Raw genomic sequence first — 17,519 nt, 5'->3', positions numbered from 1 at the left:
TAACAAAAAAGTTAAGGAAGGTGCAAAAGCACAATGAAGCTACCTCAGTATCCGCAATCCTATTGGCTTAATTCAACCAAGCTCCCTCAGTTTCCATCTTTAAAGGAGGATCTAAAAACCGATGTTGTCATTGTCGGTGGAGGAATAAGCGGTGTTACTTTAGCTTATCTGCTGTCGAAAAAGGGTAAATCAGTCGTCCTGCTCGAAGCTGGGGAAGTATTAAGCGGAACGACTGGACATACGACAGCGAAAATCACCTGCCAGCATGATGTAATCTATGATGAGTTTTTGTCTCATTTTGGAGAGAAGTATGCGAAGCAATATTATCAGGCTAATAATGAAGCTCTCTCTTGGATTAAGCAGACTGTAACCGAGCAGTCCATCGATTGTGACTTTAAGGAGCAGGATGCTTGGCTTTATACAACGAGTGTAGATCTCGTCCCTGATCTTAAGAAGGAGCTGCAAGCCTATCAGGCATTAGGAATTGAGGGTGAACTAACGGATTCTACCCCACTACCATTTAAGACTCGTGCTGGTCTTCGGATGCCTAAGCAGGCTCAATTTAATCCAGTCAAGTACTTAAACAAGCTATTGGAACTAGCCGTGCAGCAAGGAGTGCAGGTTTTCGAGCATACGACGGCTACCGCTGTCGACAAGCCTTCCTATGTCATTACGAAGGAAGGGCACAAAATCGAAAGCAAGCAAATCGTAAGCTGCTCCCACTTTCCATTCTACGATGACCAACAGTTTTTCTTCGCGAGAATGTATGCTGAACGCTCCTACGCGCTATGCTTTAAGCCAAAGCAGGAGTATCCAGAAGGGATGTTTCTTAGCATCGACCAGTCGAAGCGATCACTACGCTCCGTAATGATCGATGGAGAACAGCATATTATTGTAGGTGGTGAGAATCATCCTACGGGGCAAGGCATATGCACGATTAGGCATTATGAGACTTTGGAGCAATTTGCTGAGGAAACCTTCGGCATAGAAAAGCTGCTGTATCGTTGGTCCGCGCAGGATTTAACGACGCTGGACAAGCTCCCGTTCATCGGGGCGACTGATAATAAGCCAGAGCTATATGTTGCCGCTGGCTATAAAAAGTGGGGGATGACGACAGGAACAGCTGCAGCGCTTCTATTAGAAAAGGTCATTACTGGTGAACGCTCCCCTTATGTCGATCTGTTCGCACCTAAACGCTTCTATGCTGATCCGACGATCAAAACCTTCCTAACCTATGCAGGCAATATGGCTAAGCATATGGTGAAGGGTAAGCTGTTTGCAAGCAATCGACATGCTGAGGATCTCGAAAACGGGGAGGGCTCTGTCGTCTCGCTGCATGGCAAACGAGCAGGTGCATATCGTGATCAAGAAGGAAAGCTATTTATTGTCGATACGACATGTACTCATATGGGCTGTGAGGTAGAATGGAATAGCGGAGATCTATCATGGGATTGCCCGTGCCATGGCTCCCGCTTCTCCTATCAAGGCGAGGTGCTCGATGGTCCGGCAGATAAGCCGCTGCATCGCATCCAATAGCGCTTAGCTGTCCCATCTCATTAACATACGTCTTCGTGAACAAAAATAGCAGCAGCGATGGATTGAGTTTGCTCGATCCGTCGCTGCTGCTTTTTGATACAACTGTCTATTGTACTATTGCTCTATCGTTACTGTAGCCCAATAGTTACTGTTGCTCTAGCGTTATAACTACTGTTTAGTTGACGCTGTTTAGTTGAACGCTGTTTAGCTGAACGCTGTTTAGTTGAACGCTCTTAGCTGAACGCTCTTTAGCCGAACACTCTTTAACCGAACGCTGTTTAGCCGGACGATCTTTCGCTGAAGCTCTTTAACCGAACGTCTTTAGCTAGATGCTCATTCAGAAGATTAATTAGTAGATTAAAAAGAAGGCAATCCCTCGGTAAGTTTATACTTGTTCTTCCTTCTATTCTTCCTTCTATTGCACCAGCTTCAAGCCCACAGGTTCTTCAAGCTATCAGACTATCAGAGCACATCTATTGTGCAACAGCTTCAAGCTATAGATCACATCTATTGTGCAACAGCCCTTTCTTTACTTCTCAGCCGCAGACGTTTCTAGTGACGACTGATCCTGTTCCTGTTCAGGGTTTTCAAAGATTAGCGGCTTATTCGGTAAGTAATGTGAAGTTTTGATGTAGCGAATTGTTTTGGTCTTTGCACGCATCACAATGGAATCTGTCTCAGCGCGTTGATCGCTCAAGTAGCGAACCCCGCCTAAAAACTCCCCAGGTGTTACACCCGTTGCTGCAAAGATGACATCCTTCGTTCCAACCATGTCATCCATCGTTAGTACACGATAAGGATCGGATATACCCATTGCAATACAGCGCGTATATTCTGTCGCATCTGCTGGCATTAAACGTCCTTGAATTTCGCCGCCTAGACATTTGAGAGCGGCCGCTGCAAGCACGCCCTCTGGAGCACCGCCCGAGCCGACATAAAGGTCTATCCCTGTTTCCGGGAAGGCTGGTGCCATCGCGCCAACAACGTCACCATCCGGTAGAAACTTAATACGCACGCCTGTTTTACGAAGAATTTTATTCAAGGATTCATGTCGCGCACGATCGAGAATCATGACCGTAAGATCTGACACCTTTTTGTTCAAAGCTGCCGCTGCTTTGTGCAGCGTTACCTCCATTGGATCTGTAATGCTAACCTTACCAACGAGCTGCGGTCCATAGGCTAGCTTCTCCATGTACATATCAGGTGCGTGAAGCAGCTGACCACGATCGGCTACCGCAATAACCGATAAGGCGTTGTTCAGCCCTTTGGCAACAATCTCAGTACCTTCAAGCGGATCTACCGCAACATCAACTTCAGGACCTTGGAAGCTTCCGACCTCCTCGCCAATGAACAGCATAGGTGCCTCATCCATTTCCCCTTCACCTATTACGACTGTACCGTGTATTGATACTGAGTCGAACATTTTCCGCATCGCAGAAGTTGCAGCACCATCCGCGTTGTTTTTATCACCGCGCCCCATCCATGGAGCAGAAGCCAGTGCAGCCATTTCTGTTACACGAACAATTTCCAAAGCGAGTTCTCTTTCCATCCATAGCCCCCCGATCATTTCAGTAGATTTCTATCTCCTACATATGTACCATAGATTGGAAATGAACCGCAATATACAAGGGGCTATAAACACCATAAAGATATTAGATGTTAGTACTAAAAACATTTTATAAATCATATATTTTGTCATTTTCGGCTTGACAACTCATAAATTTTGCGTTTTTTCAATGATTTCTAGCCAGCTACTTGCGATATGGCTCCATTGTATAGGCATGAAGCAAAGCAGCGGTACCAACAATTGCTTGGACATGTGTCCGCTCCATGCCATGGGAAGCATGTACGCCTGGACCGATAAGCGCAGCTCGAATGTTGCTGCCCCCTCGCAGTGCTGCAGATGCGTCTGAGCCATAATGCGGATAAATATCTACCGCATAAGGAATTTTCAAGCGCTTAGCTAGCTCGATCAGCGTCGAGGTCATCTCATAATCGTACGGCCCAGAGGAGTCTTTAGCACAGATCGATACATCCTTCTCCGTTGCCGATAGGTCATCACCGATGGCGCCCATATCAACAGCAATCATTTCAACGATATCTGACGGAATATATGCTGTTCCATGTCCTACCTCTTCATAGGTAGAGATGATCATCTTAGTTGTCCGTTTTGGCTGAATCCCTTTATCCTTCCATGCTTTCAGCAGTCCCATCAATGCTGCTACACTAGCCTTGTCATCCAAATGTCTAGATTTCACCCAGCCATTAGATAAGATGCGCGTGCGTGCATCCCACGAGATAAAGTCGCCAACCGCAATACCCAGCGCTTCCGTTTCCTGTTTACTGCTCGCAATGTCATCGATGCGGATTTCCATATTCGCCTCTTCACGCTTCCACTCTTTGGCATCACTATATACGTGGACAGATGGCTTGGTCGACAACACGGTCCCCTCAAACTCCCGTCCATCTCTCGTATGAATGAGACAATATTCACCCTCGACTGTATGCATCGCATATCCGCCAATTGGTGTAAAACGTATCATACCATTAGCTTTAATGGAGCGTACCATTGCGCCTAATGTATCCACATGCGCCGACAAAGCAAGCACATGCTCCGTATCCTCGCCCGGAACAGTAATGATCGCGTTGCCCTTTGGTGTCAGCTCAACAGCATAGCCTAATCGCTCAACCTCTTCCTGCAGCATCGCCATGATTTGCCTGCAATAGCCGCTTGGACTCGGCGTCTTCAACAGTTTCTCAAGCCACTGTACAACGTACGACTCATCTAACTCTAGTATTGAATCATGATTCATCTTTGTATCCACGCTCGTCTACCTTCTTTCATGCTTACTTTTTGGCCTCTTTGCTAGCTTCATTTTCAGCGTATTTTCTTGCCTTCATTCTTGACTCTTTATCTTTCCTGCTTTGAGGCCTTCTCTTCTGGCCTTTTGATTTGTCCCCTCTATACATGAACAAATCACTCTATTACATTATTCAACGGTTAGCCCGCTTATATGCTTATATGCTTATATGCTGCACAGAATAGCAATCACAATCCATATGATAAGAGCAGGTATCGATAGTATATTCTGCGACAGCTTATAGCCGGCAAGCTGCTCCTTAATATAAAGTGATAAATAGTCTCTTTTTACCCATTCATCCCATTGCAGCTTGAGCGCGAAACGCTGCAAGTAGTATATACCTACAACGACTGCCCATCCCCCGGAGCCTCCAACAAGAAAGATGGCATAGCTGCCGACTGCGATGAGAATAATCCAGGCTTGAAGCAGCTGCTTAGAACGGAGCATTGCCTTTATCCGAAGCTCAGTCACGACGAAACGCTGATCCGTTGATTTGAACAATCGCTGTGAGGAGCGGAAGATCCACGGCTTTTTTAGTCGCTTCGTTGATTGAGTTTGTTCCTCCACTTGACTTAACAGCATCCCAGTAAATCTTGCACGTTTTTCTTGCTCCTGCTCTAGCTGCTGACCATAGTTAAAGGACTTTGTCATAAAGTGATATATTAGCACGATGAGTACAAAGAACAGTACACCAGTGGCAACAAGCATATAAGGCAAGGTTAAAAATCCAAGCATATATAAAGCAGCTGGGAGTACATAGATAATACCTACGATAAACGTGCGCTGCATCGTCCTTAACATCTTGCGCCACCATGCTCCAGATTTATTGAAATAATGATTGATTGTTAGCATCGTCATTCCAGCTATAACACTGTAGCCGAGCAGCAGCAACAGCTGCTCGTTCGATAGATCTGTCGTACCTTTAATAAATGGGAGCAGCAGCCCCATCACCAGCAGTAAACGCACGAGCAGCAGGATGACACTATAAGCATAACCATACCGCTTGAGCTTCATATGCCAATCTCGATGCTGAAGCAAGACAAGGCGGTCGGCTTCTTCTACCCCGATATGAACCTGAAAGTACAGCATCATACTGGATACTGCTACGATAATTAGCTCCCAGCGCATGACGTACGACCATTCTGGTAGCTTCGTCCATAGCTCAATATATAAGCCTGAGAATATAAACAGCGCAGGTACGATGATATATAGCCACACGGTCCAGTCTGCAATCGTATGTAATGACTTCCCCATATACCGATAATGCTGCTTCAATCGAATCCAAAAAAGCTTTGCAGGAGTCAGCATTCTATCACATCCGTAGCATCGCTCGTGAATGCATGGAAGCAATCGAATAATGTATGCTCATTCGTTAAGCCTGCCTGAGCTCGAAGCTGTTCCATATCCCCTTTAGCGACAATCTCGCCATGATGCAGACAGATGAAGGTATCACATAAACGCTCTGCACTATCCAGTACGTGCGTGCTCATCAACACAGCCGCCCCCTGCTGCCTTGCATCATTCAACAACGAGATAAAATCAAGCGTTGCCTGAGGATCAAGCCCAATGAATGGTTCATCAACAATATAAAGATCCGGCTCTAGCATAAATGCGATCATAAGCATCAGCTTTTGCTGCATTCCTTTCGAGAAGCTGCCCGGATAATGGTGCTTCTGCTCTGTAAGCTTAAACTTCTCCAGTAGTCGTTCTGCTCGCTGCTCGAATAGCTGCTTATCAATATTATTCACCGAGGCTGCGAGCCACAGATGCTCCCATAATGTAAAGTAATCATAATAGATCGGCTGCTCGGGCACATACGCATACGTTCCGCTGTTGCCATCACCAAGCTGAACATTTCCTTTGCGATATGGCGTAAGCGACATAATTGACTTAATCGTTGTACTTTTCCCTGCACCATTGGGCCCTATCAATCCTACTAGCTTTCCTTTTTCTACACTGAAAAATATGTTTCGTATGGAAGCTTCATTCTCTTTATAGCCCGCTTCCTCTATATGTACGTCAAGCTGCTTCCTTTGCTCCAGTTCCATTCCGTTCGCCTCCACTCTCTAGCTTTTTACAGTTTCTACGTAGCGTAAGGAAAAATGTTACATTCAAAAAGCAAAAACACGCCATGAGTTCATAGCGTGTTTTCATTATACTAAACTTTAGAGCTTATCCATTACTGGTGAAAATGGGAGTCGCTTAGCGGCGGTTTGTATGGTTTTTCATACAAACTGCGGATTTAGGCGCCGAGTGGCAGGGATTTGTATGGTTTTTCACACAAACTGCGCATTTGCTCGCCTATTGGCGTGCTTTTGTATGGTTTTTCACACAAATTGCCGATTTGCTCGCCGATTGGCAGGGATTTGTATGGTTTTTCACACAAATTGCGGATTTGCGCACCGATTGGCGACGTTTTGTATGGTTTTTCACACAAACTGCGTACTTATGCGCCGAATGGCTGGCACTGTTCGCGAATTAGGCGCTGCCAAGCTAATTCTAGCTCCGCAGCAAAGTCCCCCATTCCTGTATTATTAAAATGTTTTACCTCACACTTGCATAATGAACTAGGCTATGCTATTATTATGATAATGATTCTCAATATCATAGTTGAAGCCTTGAAGTGAAGCTATTCTAGCATATCAATTCTAGCTTATCATCAGCAATCATACGCTTACCGCTACCCACTTAGCGTTGTTGACAATAATGAGATGGTGCGCTGCTACTCTTATTGACTACAAATCATAGTAAGCCTATGAGACAAAAACACCTCTTGCAGTAGAGTTTTGCAGTAGCAAAGCTCACTCAAGAGGTGTTTTTGCATCCATTAGCTCATTAAGCACTTACTGGCGAGAACGCTCGATCATGTTGCATTATCTTGAGGCGTTCGTTAGACGTGCGCCCTCACTATCGAGGTCGCTTAATCATGTTGCATTCCCTTAACTCGTTTGCTCGTCGCAGAGTCTCTATCGAGTTGCTCTACCATGATGCGTTCCCTTAACTCGTTTGCTCGTCGCAGAGTCTCTATCGAGTTCGCTAGACCATGTAGCGTTCCCTTAACGTTCGCTCGTCGCACGGTCACTGTCGAGGTTGCATGACCATGATACATTCCCTTGTTACGTTCGTTCGTCATGCACTCAATACCGAGGTCGCTTACCTATTATATCGACGACCATGCAGCATGCCCATGAGTTGATCCATCACTAGTCCTCTTACAATCTAGCAACGCCAATAGCAACATCTACACTAAACCCGTGCTACTTTTCTGCCTCGATACCAACGCACTACACCATACACACTATATTGAATGACCCAGATCAGCATCGTAACGAGTACTAGTCCCCATATATAACCGTGCTTACCGAACGTATCATAAATGAGCATTAATGGTGAATTGGCTATCGGGCGATTGAGGAACATATAATTCGTCCCAACTGCTGCATTAAACTGATAAATGAGCGGGATAACAATGATGAGAAATATTCCAACCTTCCATAGCTGCTTCGCTTGCGGCTTTAGCTCACCCGAAGCTAGCAGCATGATCGGATACGCAGTGATGATGGCATGAAAGACAAAGGAATGAATATGCAGGAAGCCCATCGTTGTTTCATCAGTCCAGCCTGGAAACAAAAGCGCTATGATCGCGCCAGATAGCGTTAAGCTGAATAGTATCTCGTTAACGACCGCAAATGGACGATATACATGCAGCATAAGCAGCACAATCGCCATACCGCATAGATGAATCGGTATATAGAACAGCAACGGCTTGCCTAGCTGCCATACAACAATCAGCTTAACGAGCTCGCCAATTAATAACGAATATGCCAGCACACGCTTTATGACGGTTCTCCTATGTTCAGGGGAACGCACATATAGCCACGTAAGCATAATAATAGCTACGGCTATACCAGCAAGCCAGCTCCAATGCACTTGGTCAAAAGCAACAAAGCCCTGCTCCATCCCTCATCACCTCAATTTCATTATTATGCAGCTTAAGGTAGGCTACATGCACATGATGCGATACATGCGATCTGTTGTAGTACTTTCTGTCTTTCCGTATAGTTACTTCTGCCATAGTTACCTATAACAACACTTTATCTAACAATAGCTAATATTAGTCCTGTTCCATCGTTCTCGCCTTCATTGAGCATTCATTGAGTATTCATTGAGTATTCATTGAGCATTCATTGAGCATTGCGACCTCATCAGTCCCTCGATCATTGTGATCTCTGACAATTTTACTTTCAATATGTGCCCCACCATTATTTTCGCCGTCACTTAAACCTCAGTCTTAGTTTATCTATCATCAGTACCTCGAACTTCGTTTTCATCCTTGATGTCACATTGTTCCTAGATCATCATTTTCATCTTCTTTGCGACCTCATCAATAGTCCATTGACCATCGATTCCGCCCTCAATGTCACTTCATCATTGTCCCTCGACCATCGATTCCGCCCCCAATGTCACTTCATCATTGTCCCTCGACCATCGATTCCGCCCCCGGTGGCATTTCATCATAGTCCCTCGACCATCGATTTCTCCTCGATGTCACTTCATCCTTGTCCCTTGACCACTATTATTCATCAGTCATTGTGTTCACCGAAACTTTCGCTTTCAATGTGCCTCAAGCCAAGCTGCTTCATGCTTTGCTTTTATCACCGTCATTGCTTACCCTGCCAGTATTTGATCGCAAGCTGCGTCCGATCGCGCAGCTCTAATTTATCTAGAATAATGCTTAGCGTATTTCGCACCGTTCCATCGCCGATAAATAGCTGTTCTCCGATTTCTTTGTTAGACAAGCCCTGAGCAACGAGCTCAACAATATCCATCTCCCGCTTCGTCAGCCCTTGGTTGGACAGACTCGTCATCACATCATTAACCTGACTCGCCAGACCCTCATTAGCCCGACTCGTCATCACGTCATTCGTCCGACTCGCCAACTCTTCATTAGACTGACCTGCCAGACCTTCGTTAGTCTGACTCGTCATCACATCGTTACCCCGACTCGCCAGACCCACGTTACTTCGACTCACCATCCCTTTATCGGGCTCATTGGTTGGCTCGATGATGATTCTTAGAACATCTGGATCTAGAACAGTCGTGCCGGCTACTAGGGCTCTAATTTGCGCGGCCATTTTATCAATCGGGGAGGATTTTAGCAGATATCCCTCTGCCCCCGCCGTCAATGCTAGTCTAATGTTCTTCTCATCCTTAAAGGTCGTTAGCATCATAATATGAATCGAAGGGGCTTCTTGCTTAATGATCTTCGTACTCTCAATGCCATCCATGACAGGCATTTGAATATCCATCAGTATAACGTCCGGCTGCTCGCTTCTACTAAGCGCTACAGCCTCTTGTCCATTGGATGCTGTGCCGATTATTTGAAATCCCTCTTCCTTCCCGAGCAATAGCTGCAGGCTTTGGCATACAAGCGGATCATCATCGACGATTAGTAGCTTCATCTGCTCCTCCTACCTTCTCCAGCGGGATCACACATACAACGAGAAACCCATCCTGCCGATTAACGGATAGGCTGCCTCCTATTGAGCGCGCTCTTAGCTTAAGACCTCTTAGTCCGCTCCCCTCATGGCTGCCTGCTGTAACAGAGCCATTATCATGTATCGAAAGTCGTACAATGGATTCCGTTACCTGAAGATCTACCTTTACCTTCGTCGCATCGCTATGTCTAGCTACATTAGTCAATGCTTCCTTCAGACAGGCCTCCAGCAGCCCCCACATATAGGCGGACACGAGCAGCATATCGCCTGATTTGTAGAAGGCGATGTCTTTGTGCTGAAAGCTGCTGATGATATAGTCTAGTCTTTCTACTCCAATCATTGCTGTTGGTGTCACATTATGCACAGCCTCTCTCAAGCTTACGGTGCTGCGTTCCAAGCGCTGCCTTACTTCCGCAAGCAGCTTGTCACCTTCCTCTGAATCCTTCACATACTCATATGCTTGTGTCGCGAGCAATGCACCGGTCAGATCATGTCCCAAATGATCATGAAGCTGCCTAGATATCCGGTATCGTTCCATCAGCTCCGCATGATGAATAGCAGAATGATTCGCTTCGAGCAAATCCATTTTAATCCGTTCAAGCTCAGCTCGAGCTTTGCGCTGCTCATCTGCTTCTCGTTTATAGCTTTGCTGAGACTTGATCGTCAGCCATGAGAAGCACCCAAACAAGAAAGCATGAAGATGATACCAGAATATCAGATCTATCGTTGAGTCAATCACATGTAATGCATGCAGCAGCGAGAATCCAGCAACGAGCAGCAAGGACAGCATCCATTTCCCCCTTAACGCAAGCTCGAACATCGGAATCGCTAAAGCAACATAGTGAATGTCTGTATAAGGAAATAACAATAAACAAAGCAGTACATCTAGCAGCACCGACCAGACCGGCAGACGAAAACGCCATCGCAGGCTGGTCAAGATAAGCAAGAGCAGAATAAGGATAAAAGCACGAAAGCCTAGATCACCAACGATCCATACATGCATAAGCAGTCCTATTTGCAGAAATCGCCATCCATGGATATATAACGTTGGTTCCTTGATTGCCTTCATCCTTCCTCCTCCCCGCTTCGAGCTTAATGAATTTTCCGAGTACTACCTAATATCATAAATATGATCGTATACAGCCACAAGACCCCATTAATGAGTATAAAATCACCAACTGACCCCTCAGAGGCAATCCAGCTCATCCCTTGATTCAGCCAGTAGGTTGGAAACAGTACAGCAATTCGAATAAGAGCCTCCGGGAATATCTGCAGCGGCATAAGCAGCCCGCCTAATATCGCCAACAGCGTAACGAGCGACATATAGATGAGAAATGCAGACTCCTTGCTCCGAAATATCGAGATCCATGCGAGCGCAATAGCTAAGGAAGTAAAGCTGAAAGACACATATAACAGCATAAGCCAATGGGGCTGATACAGCTCAACGCCTAGCAGGACACCTCCATACACTACGATCGCACATTGCATAACAAGTATAACAGAAAATGCCAATAAATTTTGACATAGATACGACCCGTAGCTAATCGGTGCAACGGCCAAGCGCTTCACAACGCCTTTTGCTCGATCAACGAGGATGATGGTGGTGAGCCGGATACTGATAAACAGCAGCACAATTCCGAAATACTGATAGCCGTAAGGAAGGACAGGCCAGTATTCACCCTCCGGGAAAAATATAAATGCGATGGGGAATAAGGTGAGAAGAAGAAGGTTCGTTTTGTTGCTGAAGCTTCTCTTAAGTGAAAACTTAAACACGGTCACGCATGAATCTCCTCCTTCCCACAACCATCATAACGAGAAATAAGATGATCGTTGCTGCCAAGAGAATATTTGCCGCGAACCATGCTTTCGAAGTGTTATTCATGCTCATCTCGTGTATGGCGATGGTCGATAGCGTTAGCGGATTTCCGTAAGAACCCATGAATCTAAAAAATGCGTGATCCGGCATCGGGAAAAATAAGCCCGCCAATAAAATAAAGCCAATCCCGTATACTTCGCTTAAACGTTCAGCAGTTTTGTAGACTTTGACTGCAAACATGAAGACGAGATAAACGACGCTCGATAATATAGCCATTAGGGTGATGAGGTAGATCGTCCATAGCCAATGCTCCCAGATCAAGCCAAGAACAAATTGAGTGAAGGTCATCAAGATCACACCTAGCATCACCGAATACACTACTCCGCACAGCATAATGGAGAAAGCATACATCGTCAGGCTAATAGGCAGCATCTGCATTCTCGCTCGATGCTCGGTAAACAATTCAGAATGGATCATATACATCACGGTTGAACCGCCAAAAAGCTGAAAGCATAAAACTAGACTAACGGCAGGTTGCTTCAGATAAGGCTCCCCTGTATCCGTAACTGCCCCAGACAGTATGAGCGAAAACAAAGAGATTAAAACGATGGGGACGATAAGCAGCAGCAGTAAAACAATAAAGTTTCTTAGCATTCTTAGTAAAGTAAATTTTACCGTAGAAAGTACTCTCACTGCTCTTCCCCCTTATCTCTCAATTGTCTCCCCGTTAGCGTAAAGAACACATCCTCCAAATTAGGTCGCTCAGTCTGAATGCCGAGCACACCGGTATGCTCCTTTATAATAGAAAGCATTCGATCTAAATTACCAGACCCGGCATCGGAGATAACCGTAATATCGTTACCTGCTGTAAGGACTCTTCTAACGCCAGCGATTTTCTCCAGGCTGCCTTCAGGAATACGCTCTGGATCTGTCACCTCAAAGCTCACTTTTTCCTCGTGCTGGATCGTTTGAATGAGATCTGCTGGCGTGCCTTCCTTTATAATCTGACCCTGGTCCATAATGATCACGCGCGAGGCAATCGCTTCAATCTCTTCTATATAATGTGTCGTATACAAAATCGTCGTGCCGCGGTCCCTTAATCGCTTAACGCCCTCTAATATATAATTTCTTGATTGTGGATCAATCCCAACCGTTGGCTCATCCATAATAAGAAACGAAGGACTATGCGTCAGCGCACATGCGATGTTAAGCCTTCGCTTCATGCCACCTGAAAATTTAGTTGGCAGCTTGTTAGCCTGATCCGATAGACCGACAAATTCCAGCACCTCGCGTACTTTTTGCTTTCTCACTTCTCCCTTTAGACCATAAACCCCCGCGAAAAATTGTAGGTTTTCTTTAGCCGTCAGCTCTTCAAATATCGTAATCTCCTGAGTGACAAGCCCGATTTTCTCCTTGTTCTCATGGGAGAAAGGATGTTTGGACTGACCGAAAAGCTCTACGGTTCCATGATCAAAGGGCCTCATCCCCGTTAGCGTTCCAATAAGCGTTGTTTTCCCTGCTCCATTCGGACCAAGCAGACCGATGATCTCACCTGCATGGATGTCTAGATCAATGCTATCAAGCGCTACATATGAGCCGTAACGCTTAACGACACCTCGCATCGAAGCAATCGTCATGACATGCACCTCTCTCTTTTTTTGCTTTCATTATGGCAAGATCACTAATCTAATAGTAGTTACATTTGTCATTTTATATAGACCAGCAGTAGGCGTATAAAGAAAATAGCCTGGGATGAGGAGGCTTTACCCTCTCTAATCCCAGGCTATATGGCTGCTTGAACAGCTGTATGAAGACAGAGATGTACCACGTATGTAATACATGCACATAGCTTACTTGCTAACGGCTTACTTAGAGTACTTAATTAGGTGCTTACTTAGACTGCTTACTTAGACTGCTTACTTAGAATGCTCACTTAGGTGCTTACTTACGTGCTTAATTAAGTGCTTACTTAGATTGCTTACTTAGACTGCTCACTTACGTGCTTACTTAAGTGCTTACCTAGACTGCTTACTTAGACTGCTCACTTAGGTGCTTACTTACGTGCTTAATTAAGTGCTTACTTAGATTGCTTACTTAGACTGCTCACTTACGTGCTTACTTAAGTGCTTACCTAGACTACTTACTTAGACTGCTTACTTAGACTACTTACTTAGACTACTTACTTAGACTACTTACTTAGACTACTTACTTAAAGTGTTTGTTTGATCGCTTTGCGTCGCGTATGGATCAGGATCATCATTGAAGCTTCCTTGCTTGCTTCCAATATTACGTGCATACTGCGCATACTGCGTATTCTGATCACGCAGCAACTCGCTCATTTACTCATTACAGCTTCTTACGCATCAACACATGCTCGATACCTGCATCCATAAACAGATCAGAGCAAGTCTCATAGCCTAGCTTTTCATAAAAGCCTTTAGCTTGAAGCTGTGCTCCTAGCTTCGTCTCATGTAATCCTTGCTCACTTGCGATTGACTCAAGAGCCTGCATGATTACCGCTCCAGCGCCCTTTCCTCGAACCTCATGCAGCACGCAAATTCTTTCCAGCTTGCCGACTTCCTCATTTACCTTGCGAATTCTACCTGTACCAACCGCTTCATTGCCTTCATATAGTAGTATATGTGTACACTGCTCTGAGAGCTTATCATATTCATCATGCTCAAGCTCTTCACTCACGCCCTGCTCCATTACAAATACGCGATGACGAATCGCTTTAGCTTGCTGCAGCTGAGCTTCCGTTGTCACAATCTCCCATTTCATAATACTGCTCGTCCTCCTACAATCAATTCGTATCACTGCTCACCATAAAATTTGTTAAAAAGTACTAGGTTTATTATAGATCGAGCATATTAAAAGTGGTAATTATCTATTATTTTGCTTATTCCCTTATTATTATTCGATAATCCTCGACATTTTCCTCCATAGTTTGATATCATTTATCTGGTTGATTACAAAAAGTAAGTGGGTGATTTCTTGAGTATTAAACGAAAGCCGAGCACCATTGAGCGGAAAATGATTATATCGCCGTTAAAGGCATATCTTACGCGGAAATTTCGAATCGAGATCATTCGTAACGATACGATAGATTTGAAGCCTCCCTACATTATATTGTCGAACCATACAAATAATTGGGACCCTCTCATTATTAACTGCTTTGTTGAGGAGCCAATTTGCTTTGTTGCAGCAGCTCCTTTATTTCGACATCCGCTGCTTAAGAAAGTGTTGGACTACACCGGTGCGATTCCAAAAACGAAGGCAAGATTCGACACAAGCACCATTCGCAATATGCTTGCTGCCAAGAAGCATAACCGCGTCATCGGCATCTTCCCAGAGGGGAACCGCTGCTGGGATGGGCAAACGGAATCGATCGTACAATCTACAGCTAAGCTCGTGAAGCTGCTGAACATACCGGTTGTTATTGGAACGATACAAGGTGGATATCTCACCCATCCACGCTGGGCTGATTCTGATCGTACCGGAAAAATCTCACTATCATTAGAGAAAAAATGGGATGTTGATGAATTTAAGGATGCGGATATTGAGACGATCCATAACAAGCTAACCGAGGCGCTAAGCTTTGACGAGCTCGCATGGCAGCAGGAGCAAGGGATTGCCTATAAGGGTGAGCGTCTTGCAAACTATTTAGAACGTTTGCTATATGTATGTCCGTCCTGTAACACGATTGGCAGCCTTCATTCTGAGGATGACCTTTTCAGCTGCCGCTCCTGTGACTATAGCGTTAGATACAATGAATATGGCAGCTTTGAGCCGAAAAACAAGCCGCTTTTCTATCGCTATGTACACGAATGGAACGATTGGCAGCTGCAATATACGAAGAAGCATCTGTTCGCAGCGGGCCATGAGAGCGCTTGGCGAGATGTGCTGAAAACGGAGGTGAAGCTGTTCGTTTCAGAGCATGAACGTCCGCTTATGCTTCTATCGACTGGAAACCTAACTTGGCATAAGGACCACATCCTCTTTACACCGAGCAATAACAGCGACCCGATCCGTTTCTCCATCGACAAGCTCGATGGTGTTAATGTTCATATGAATAGCAAGCTGGATTTTCACTATGACGAGCGAATGATTCGTATGGACTTCTTTCATCCACGAACGTCTGCCTACATGTGGTATCAGATATTGAAGCTCTCCAGCGCGCAGGAGGAGGGATAGCATATGAATGACTCTTGGCAATATATGCTCGATTTTGTATTCATCTCTTTACTTATATTTGTCGCTGCCGTACTGAAATCACGGCTGTCATTTTTACGTAAATGGATCGTGCCGACAGCGATGCTGGCAGGCTTTCTCGGTATTCTGCTTGGTCCAGATCTGCTTGGCTTCCTGCCCTTCGATTATGATCGACTTGGCAACATCGTATACCATCTGATGGGCATAGGCTTTATCGCCTTGTCCTTGAAATCACGAGAGGTTACAAACAGCCCTGGCATTGTGAATTCCGGCCTAATTATCGTGTCGACCTATCTCATCCAAGGGATTGTCGGTCTTGGCCTCTTTATCGTATTAGTTGCCCTGTTCTATCCCGATATGTTTCAAGGGCTTGGACTATTGCTTCCACTTGGCTTTGGTCAAGGACCAGGACAAGCGTACTCGATTGGCTCTTCTTGGGAGGCGCTAGGTGTTAAGGAAGGCGGCAATCTTGGACTTGCTGTAGCTGGCATCGGCTTCTTATGGGCAACGATCATCGGTGTCGTGCTCATGAACGTACTAAGCCGCCGCAGGTCATACCAGCAGCGCAGCTATAACGAGCAAGACGAGGAGGAACAACGCAGTGCAGCTATTGCTCAGCATAAGGAAGCTCCGCTCGCAGACGCCATTGATCGGCTAACCTATCAGGTTGTGCTAATTGGCATCGTCTACCTCATGACGTACTTAACGCTCGTTGCAGCGGAAAGGCTGCTCACACCGCTCGGCTCGTTCGGTGAGACCTTTGCGCAGCTGCTTATTGGCTTTCACTTTATTATTGGCAGCCTGTATGCCATGCTTGTGCGCAGCATTCTTACGAAGCTGGAAAAACGCGGCTTTCGTACGGAGCATACGATTGATCATTACATGATGCAGCGAGTGTCAGGCTTCGCATTTGATTATATGATCACTGCATCTATTGCTGCGATATCGATCCATGCACTAAAGGAATACGCCATCCCGATCCTCCTGCTTACAACGCTGGGAGGAGCAGTGACCATCTGGTATATGCTCTGGATCGTACCACGGGCATTTCCGAAGGAAAAGCTGCCAAATGTGCTCGGATTCTATGGCATGCTGACTGGAACGATATCGACAGGGCTCGCGCTTGTGAAGGGTGTCGATCCGAAATTCCGTTCCAATACCGCAGATAATCTCGTCGTCGGAAGCGCGAGTGCGATACTGTTTGGCTTCCCGATGCTGCTCGTGCTCAACATTCCGGTAATCGGCTACCGTGAGAACAAGCCTGAGATGTATGTGTATACGCTGCTCATCCTGATCGCATACTTCGCGCTATTGTTCGGAGCACTGCTCCACCGCACGCGAAAGCAAGAGAAATAGTAACGACCGACCGCTAGAAAGAGTAAGGAGCGTGACAAATAGCAAGGAGTGAGAGCGCAGCCCAGCTGCTGCTATCCACCCCTTGCTATTTTTTGATTTATTATGGTTTTTAACGCTGCGAGGTCATCCATTTTATCGCCTATACCACCCTTAAGGCAAGTATCATACGCTTTACCTTGAAGCTAGAGACGCTATAAGACGATTTAAGGGGCTTATCTCCCAATTTACGAATCTCTCTCA

General features: G+C 45.6%; 15 protein-coding genes. 3 read left to right on the top strand and 12 right to left on the bottom strand.

All coding sequences use genetic code 11. The features are described from left to right. The first annotated feature begins 33 nt into the window (after positions 1-33). Positions 34-1,536: an FAD-dependent oxidoreductase gene (locus M3180_RS11685; protein ID WP_251667642.1), complete on the top strand. Its 1,503-nt coding sequence runs from the start codon at positions 34-36 to the stop codon at positions 1,534-1,536. A 529-nt stretch (positions 1,537-2,065) separates the two neighbouring features. Here the strand turns inward: M3180_RS11685 and glpX are convergent. The 12 genes from glpX to M3180_RS11625 form a co-directional block, all read right to left on the bottom strand. Beyond that, positions 2,066-3,085: a class II fructose-bisphosphatase gene (glpX, locus tag M3180_RS11680; protein WP_251667641.1), complete on the bottom strand. Its 1,020-nt coding sequence runs from the start codon at positions 3,083-3,085 to the stop codon at positions 2,066-2,068. A gap of 202 nt (positions 3,086-3,287) precedes the next feature. Further along, positions 3,288-4,349, bottom strand: coding sequence for a M42 family metallopeptidase (locus M3180_RS11675; protein ID WP_251667682.1), 1,062 nt, complete (start codon positions 4,347-4,349; stop codon positions 3,288-3,290). Between the two features lie 213 nt (positions 4,350-4,562). After that, a complete protein-coding gene (locus M3180_RS11670; protein ID WP_251667640.1) occupies positions 4,563-5,705 on the bottom strand; it encodes an ABC transporter permease in 1,143 nt (380 codons plus the stop codon). After that, complete coding sequence (locus M3180_RS11665; RefSeq protein ID WP_251667639.1) at positions 5,699-6,445, bottom strand: ABC transporter ATP-binding protein; 747 nt, start codon at positions 6,443-6,445, stop codon at positions 5,699-5,701. The genes M3180_RS11670 and M3180_RS11665 overlap by 7 nt, the downstream gene beginning before the upstream one ends. 1,198 nt (positions 6,446-7,643) lie before the next feature. Then, complete coding sequence (locus M3180_RS11660) at positions 7,644-8,357, bottom strand: YwaF family protein (protein WP_251667638.1); 714 nt, start codon at positions 8,355-8,357, stop codon at positions 7,644-7,646. 701 nt (positions 8,358-9,058) lie between these two features. Then, positions 9,059-9,859: a response regulator transcription factor gene (locus M3180_RS11655; protein ID WP_251667637.1), complete on the bottom strand. Its 801-nt coding sequence runs from the start codon at positions 9,857-9,859 to the stop codon at positions 9,059-9,061. Further along, positions 9,837-10,964 (bottom strand): sensor histidine kinase, encoded by a 1,128-nt coding sequence (locus M3180_RS11650; protein ID WP_251667636.1) that lies wholly within the window; start codon positions 10,962-10,964, stop codon positions 9,837-9,839. Before M3180_RS11650 ends, M3180_RS11655 begins: the two co-directional genes overlap by 23 nt. A gap of 23 nt (positions 10,965-10,987) precedes the next feature. Further along, on the bottom strand, positions 10,988-11,674 hold the full coding sequence (locus M3180_RS11645; RefSeq protein WP_251667635.1) for an ABC transporter permease: 687 nt from the start codon (positions 11,672-11,674) through the stop codon (positions 10,988-10,990). Further along, a complete protein-coding gene (locus M3180_RS11640) occupies positions 11,661-12,404 on the bottom strand; it encodes an ABC transporter permease (RefSeq protein WP_251667634.1) in 744 nt (247 codons plus the stop codon). Before M3180_RS11640 ends, M3180_RS11645 begins: the two co-directional genes overlap by 14 nt. Continuing rightward, positions 12,401-13,348 (bottom strand): ABC transporter ATP-binding protein, encoded by a 948-nt coding sequence (locus M3180_RS11635; RefSeq protein ID WP_251667633.1) that lies wholly within the window; start codon positions 13,346-13,348, stop codon positions 12,401-12,403. Before M3180_RS11635 ends, M3180_RS11640 begins: the two co-directional genes overlap by 4 nt. Before the next feature lie 564 nt (positions 13,349-13,912). Further along, entirely contained in the window at positions 13,913-14,050 is a 138-nt protein-coding gene (locus M3180_RS11630) for a hypothetical protein (protein ID WP_251667632.1), read from the bottom strand. 7 nt (positions 14,051-14,057) lie between these two features. Continuing rightward, positions 14,058-14,492, bottom strand: coding sequence for a GNAT family N-acetyltransferase (locus M3180_RS11625; RefSeq protein WP_251667631.1), 435 nt, complete (start codon positions 14,490-14,492; stop codon positions 14,058-14,060). Positions 14,493-14,705: 213 nt separating this feature from the next. On the opposite strand from M3180_RS11625, the gene M3180_RS11620 reads away from it, so the two are divergent. Both M3180_RS11620 and M3180_RS11615 read left to right on the top strand, forming a co-directional pair. After that, positions 14,706-15,905 (top strand): lysophospholipid acyltransferase family protein, encoded by a 1,200-nt coding sequence (locus M3180_RS11620; protein WP_251667630.1) that lies wholly within the window; start codon positions 14,706-14,708, stop codon positions 15,903-15,905. Positions 15,906-15,908: 3 nt separating this feature from the next. Next, complete coding sequence (locus M3180_RS11615) at positions 15,909-17,279, top strand: sodium/glutamate symporter (RefSeq protein ID WP_251667629.1); 1,371 nt, start codon at positions 15,909-15,911, stop codon at positions 17,277-17,279. The last annotated feature ends 240 nt before the right edge of the window (positions 17,280-17,519 follow it).

The organism is Paenibacillus camelliae (genome assembly GCF_023715345.1).
In the GTDB taxonomy this organism is placed as follows: Bacteria; Bacillota; Bacilli; order Paenibacillales; family Paenibacillaceae; genus Pristimantibacillus; species Pristimantibacillus camelliae.
Note: the sequence above shows the minus strand (reverse complement) of the source record. Positions and strands in the feature narration are given on the sequence as shown.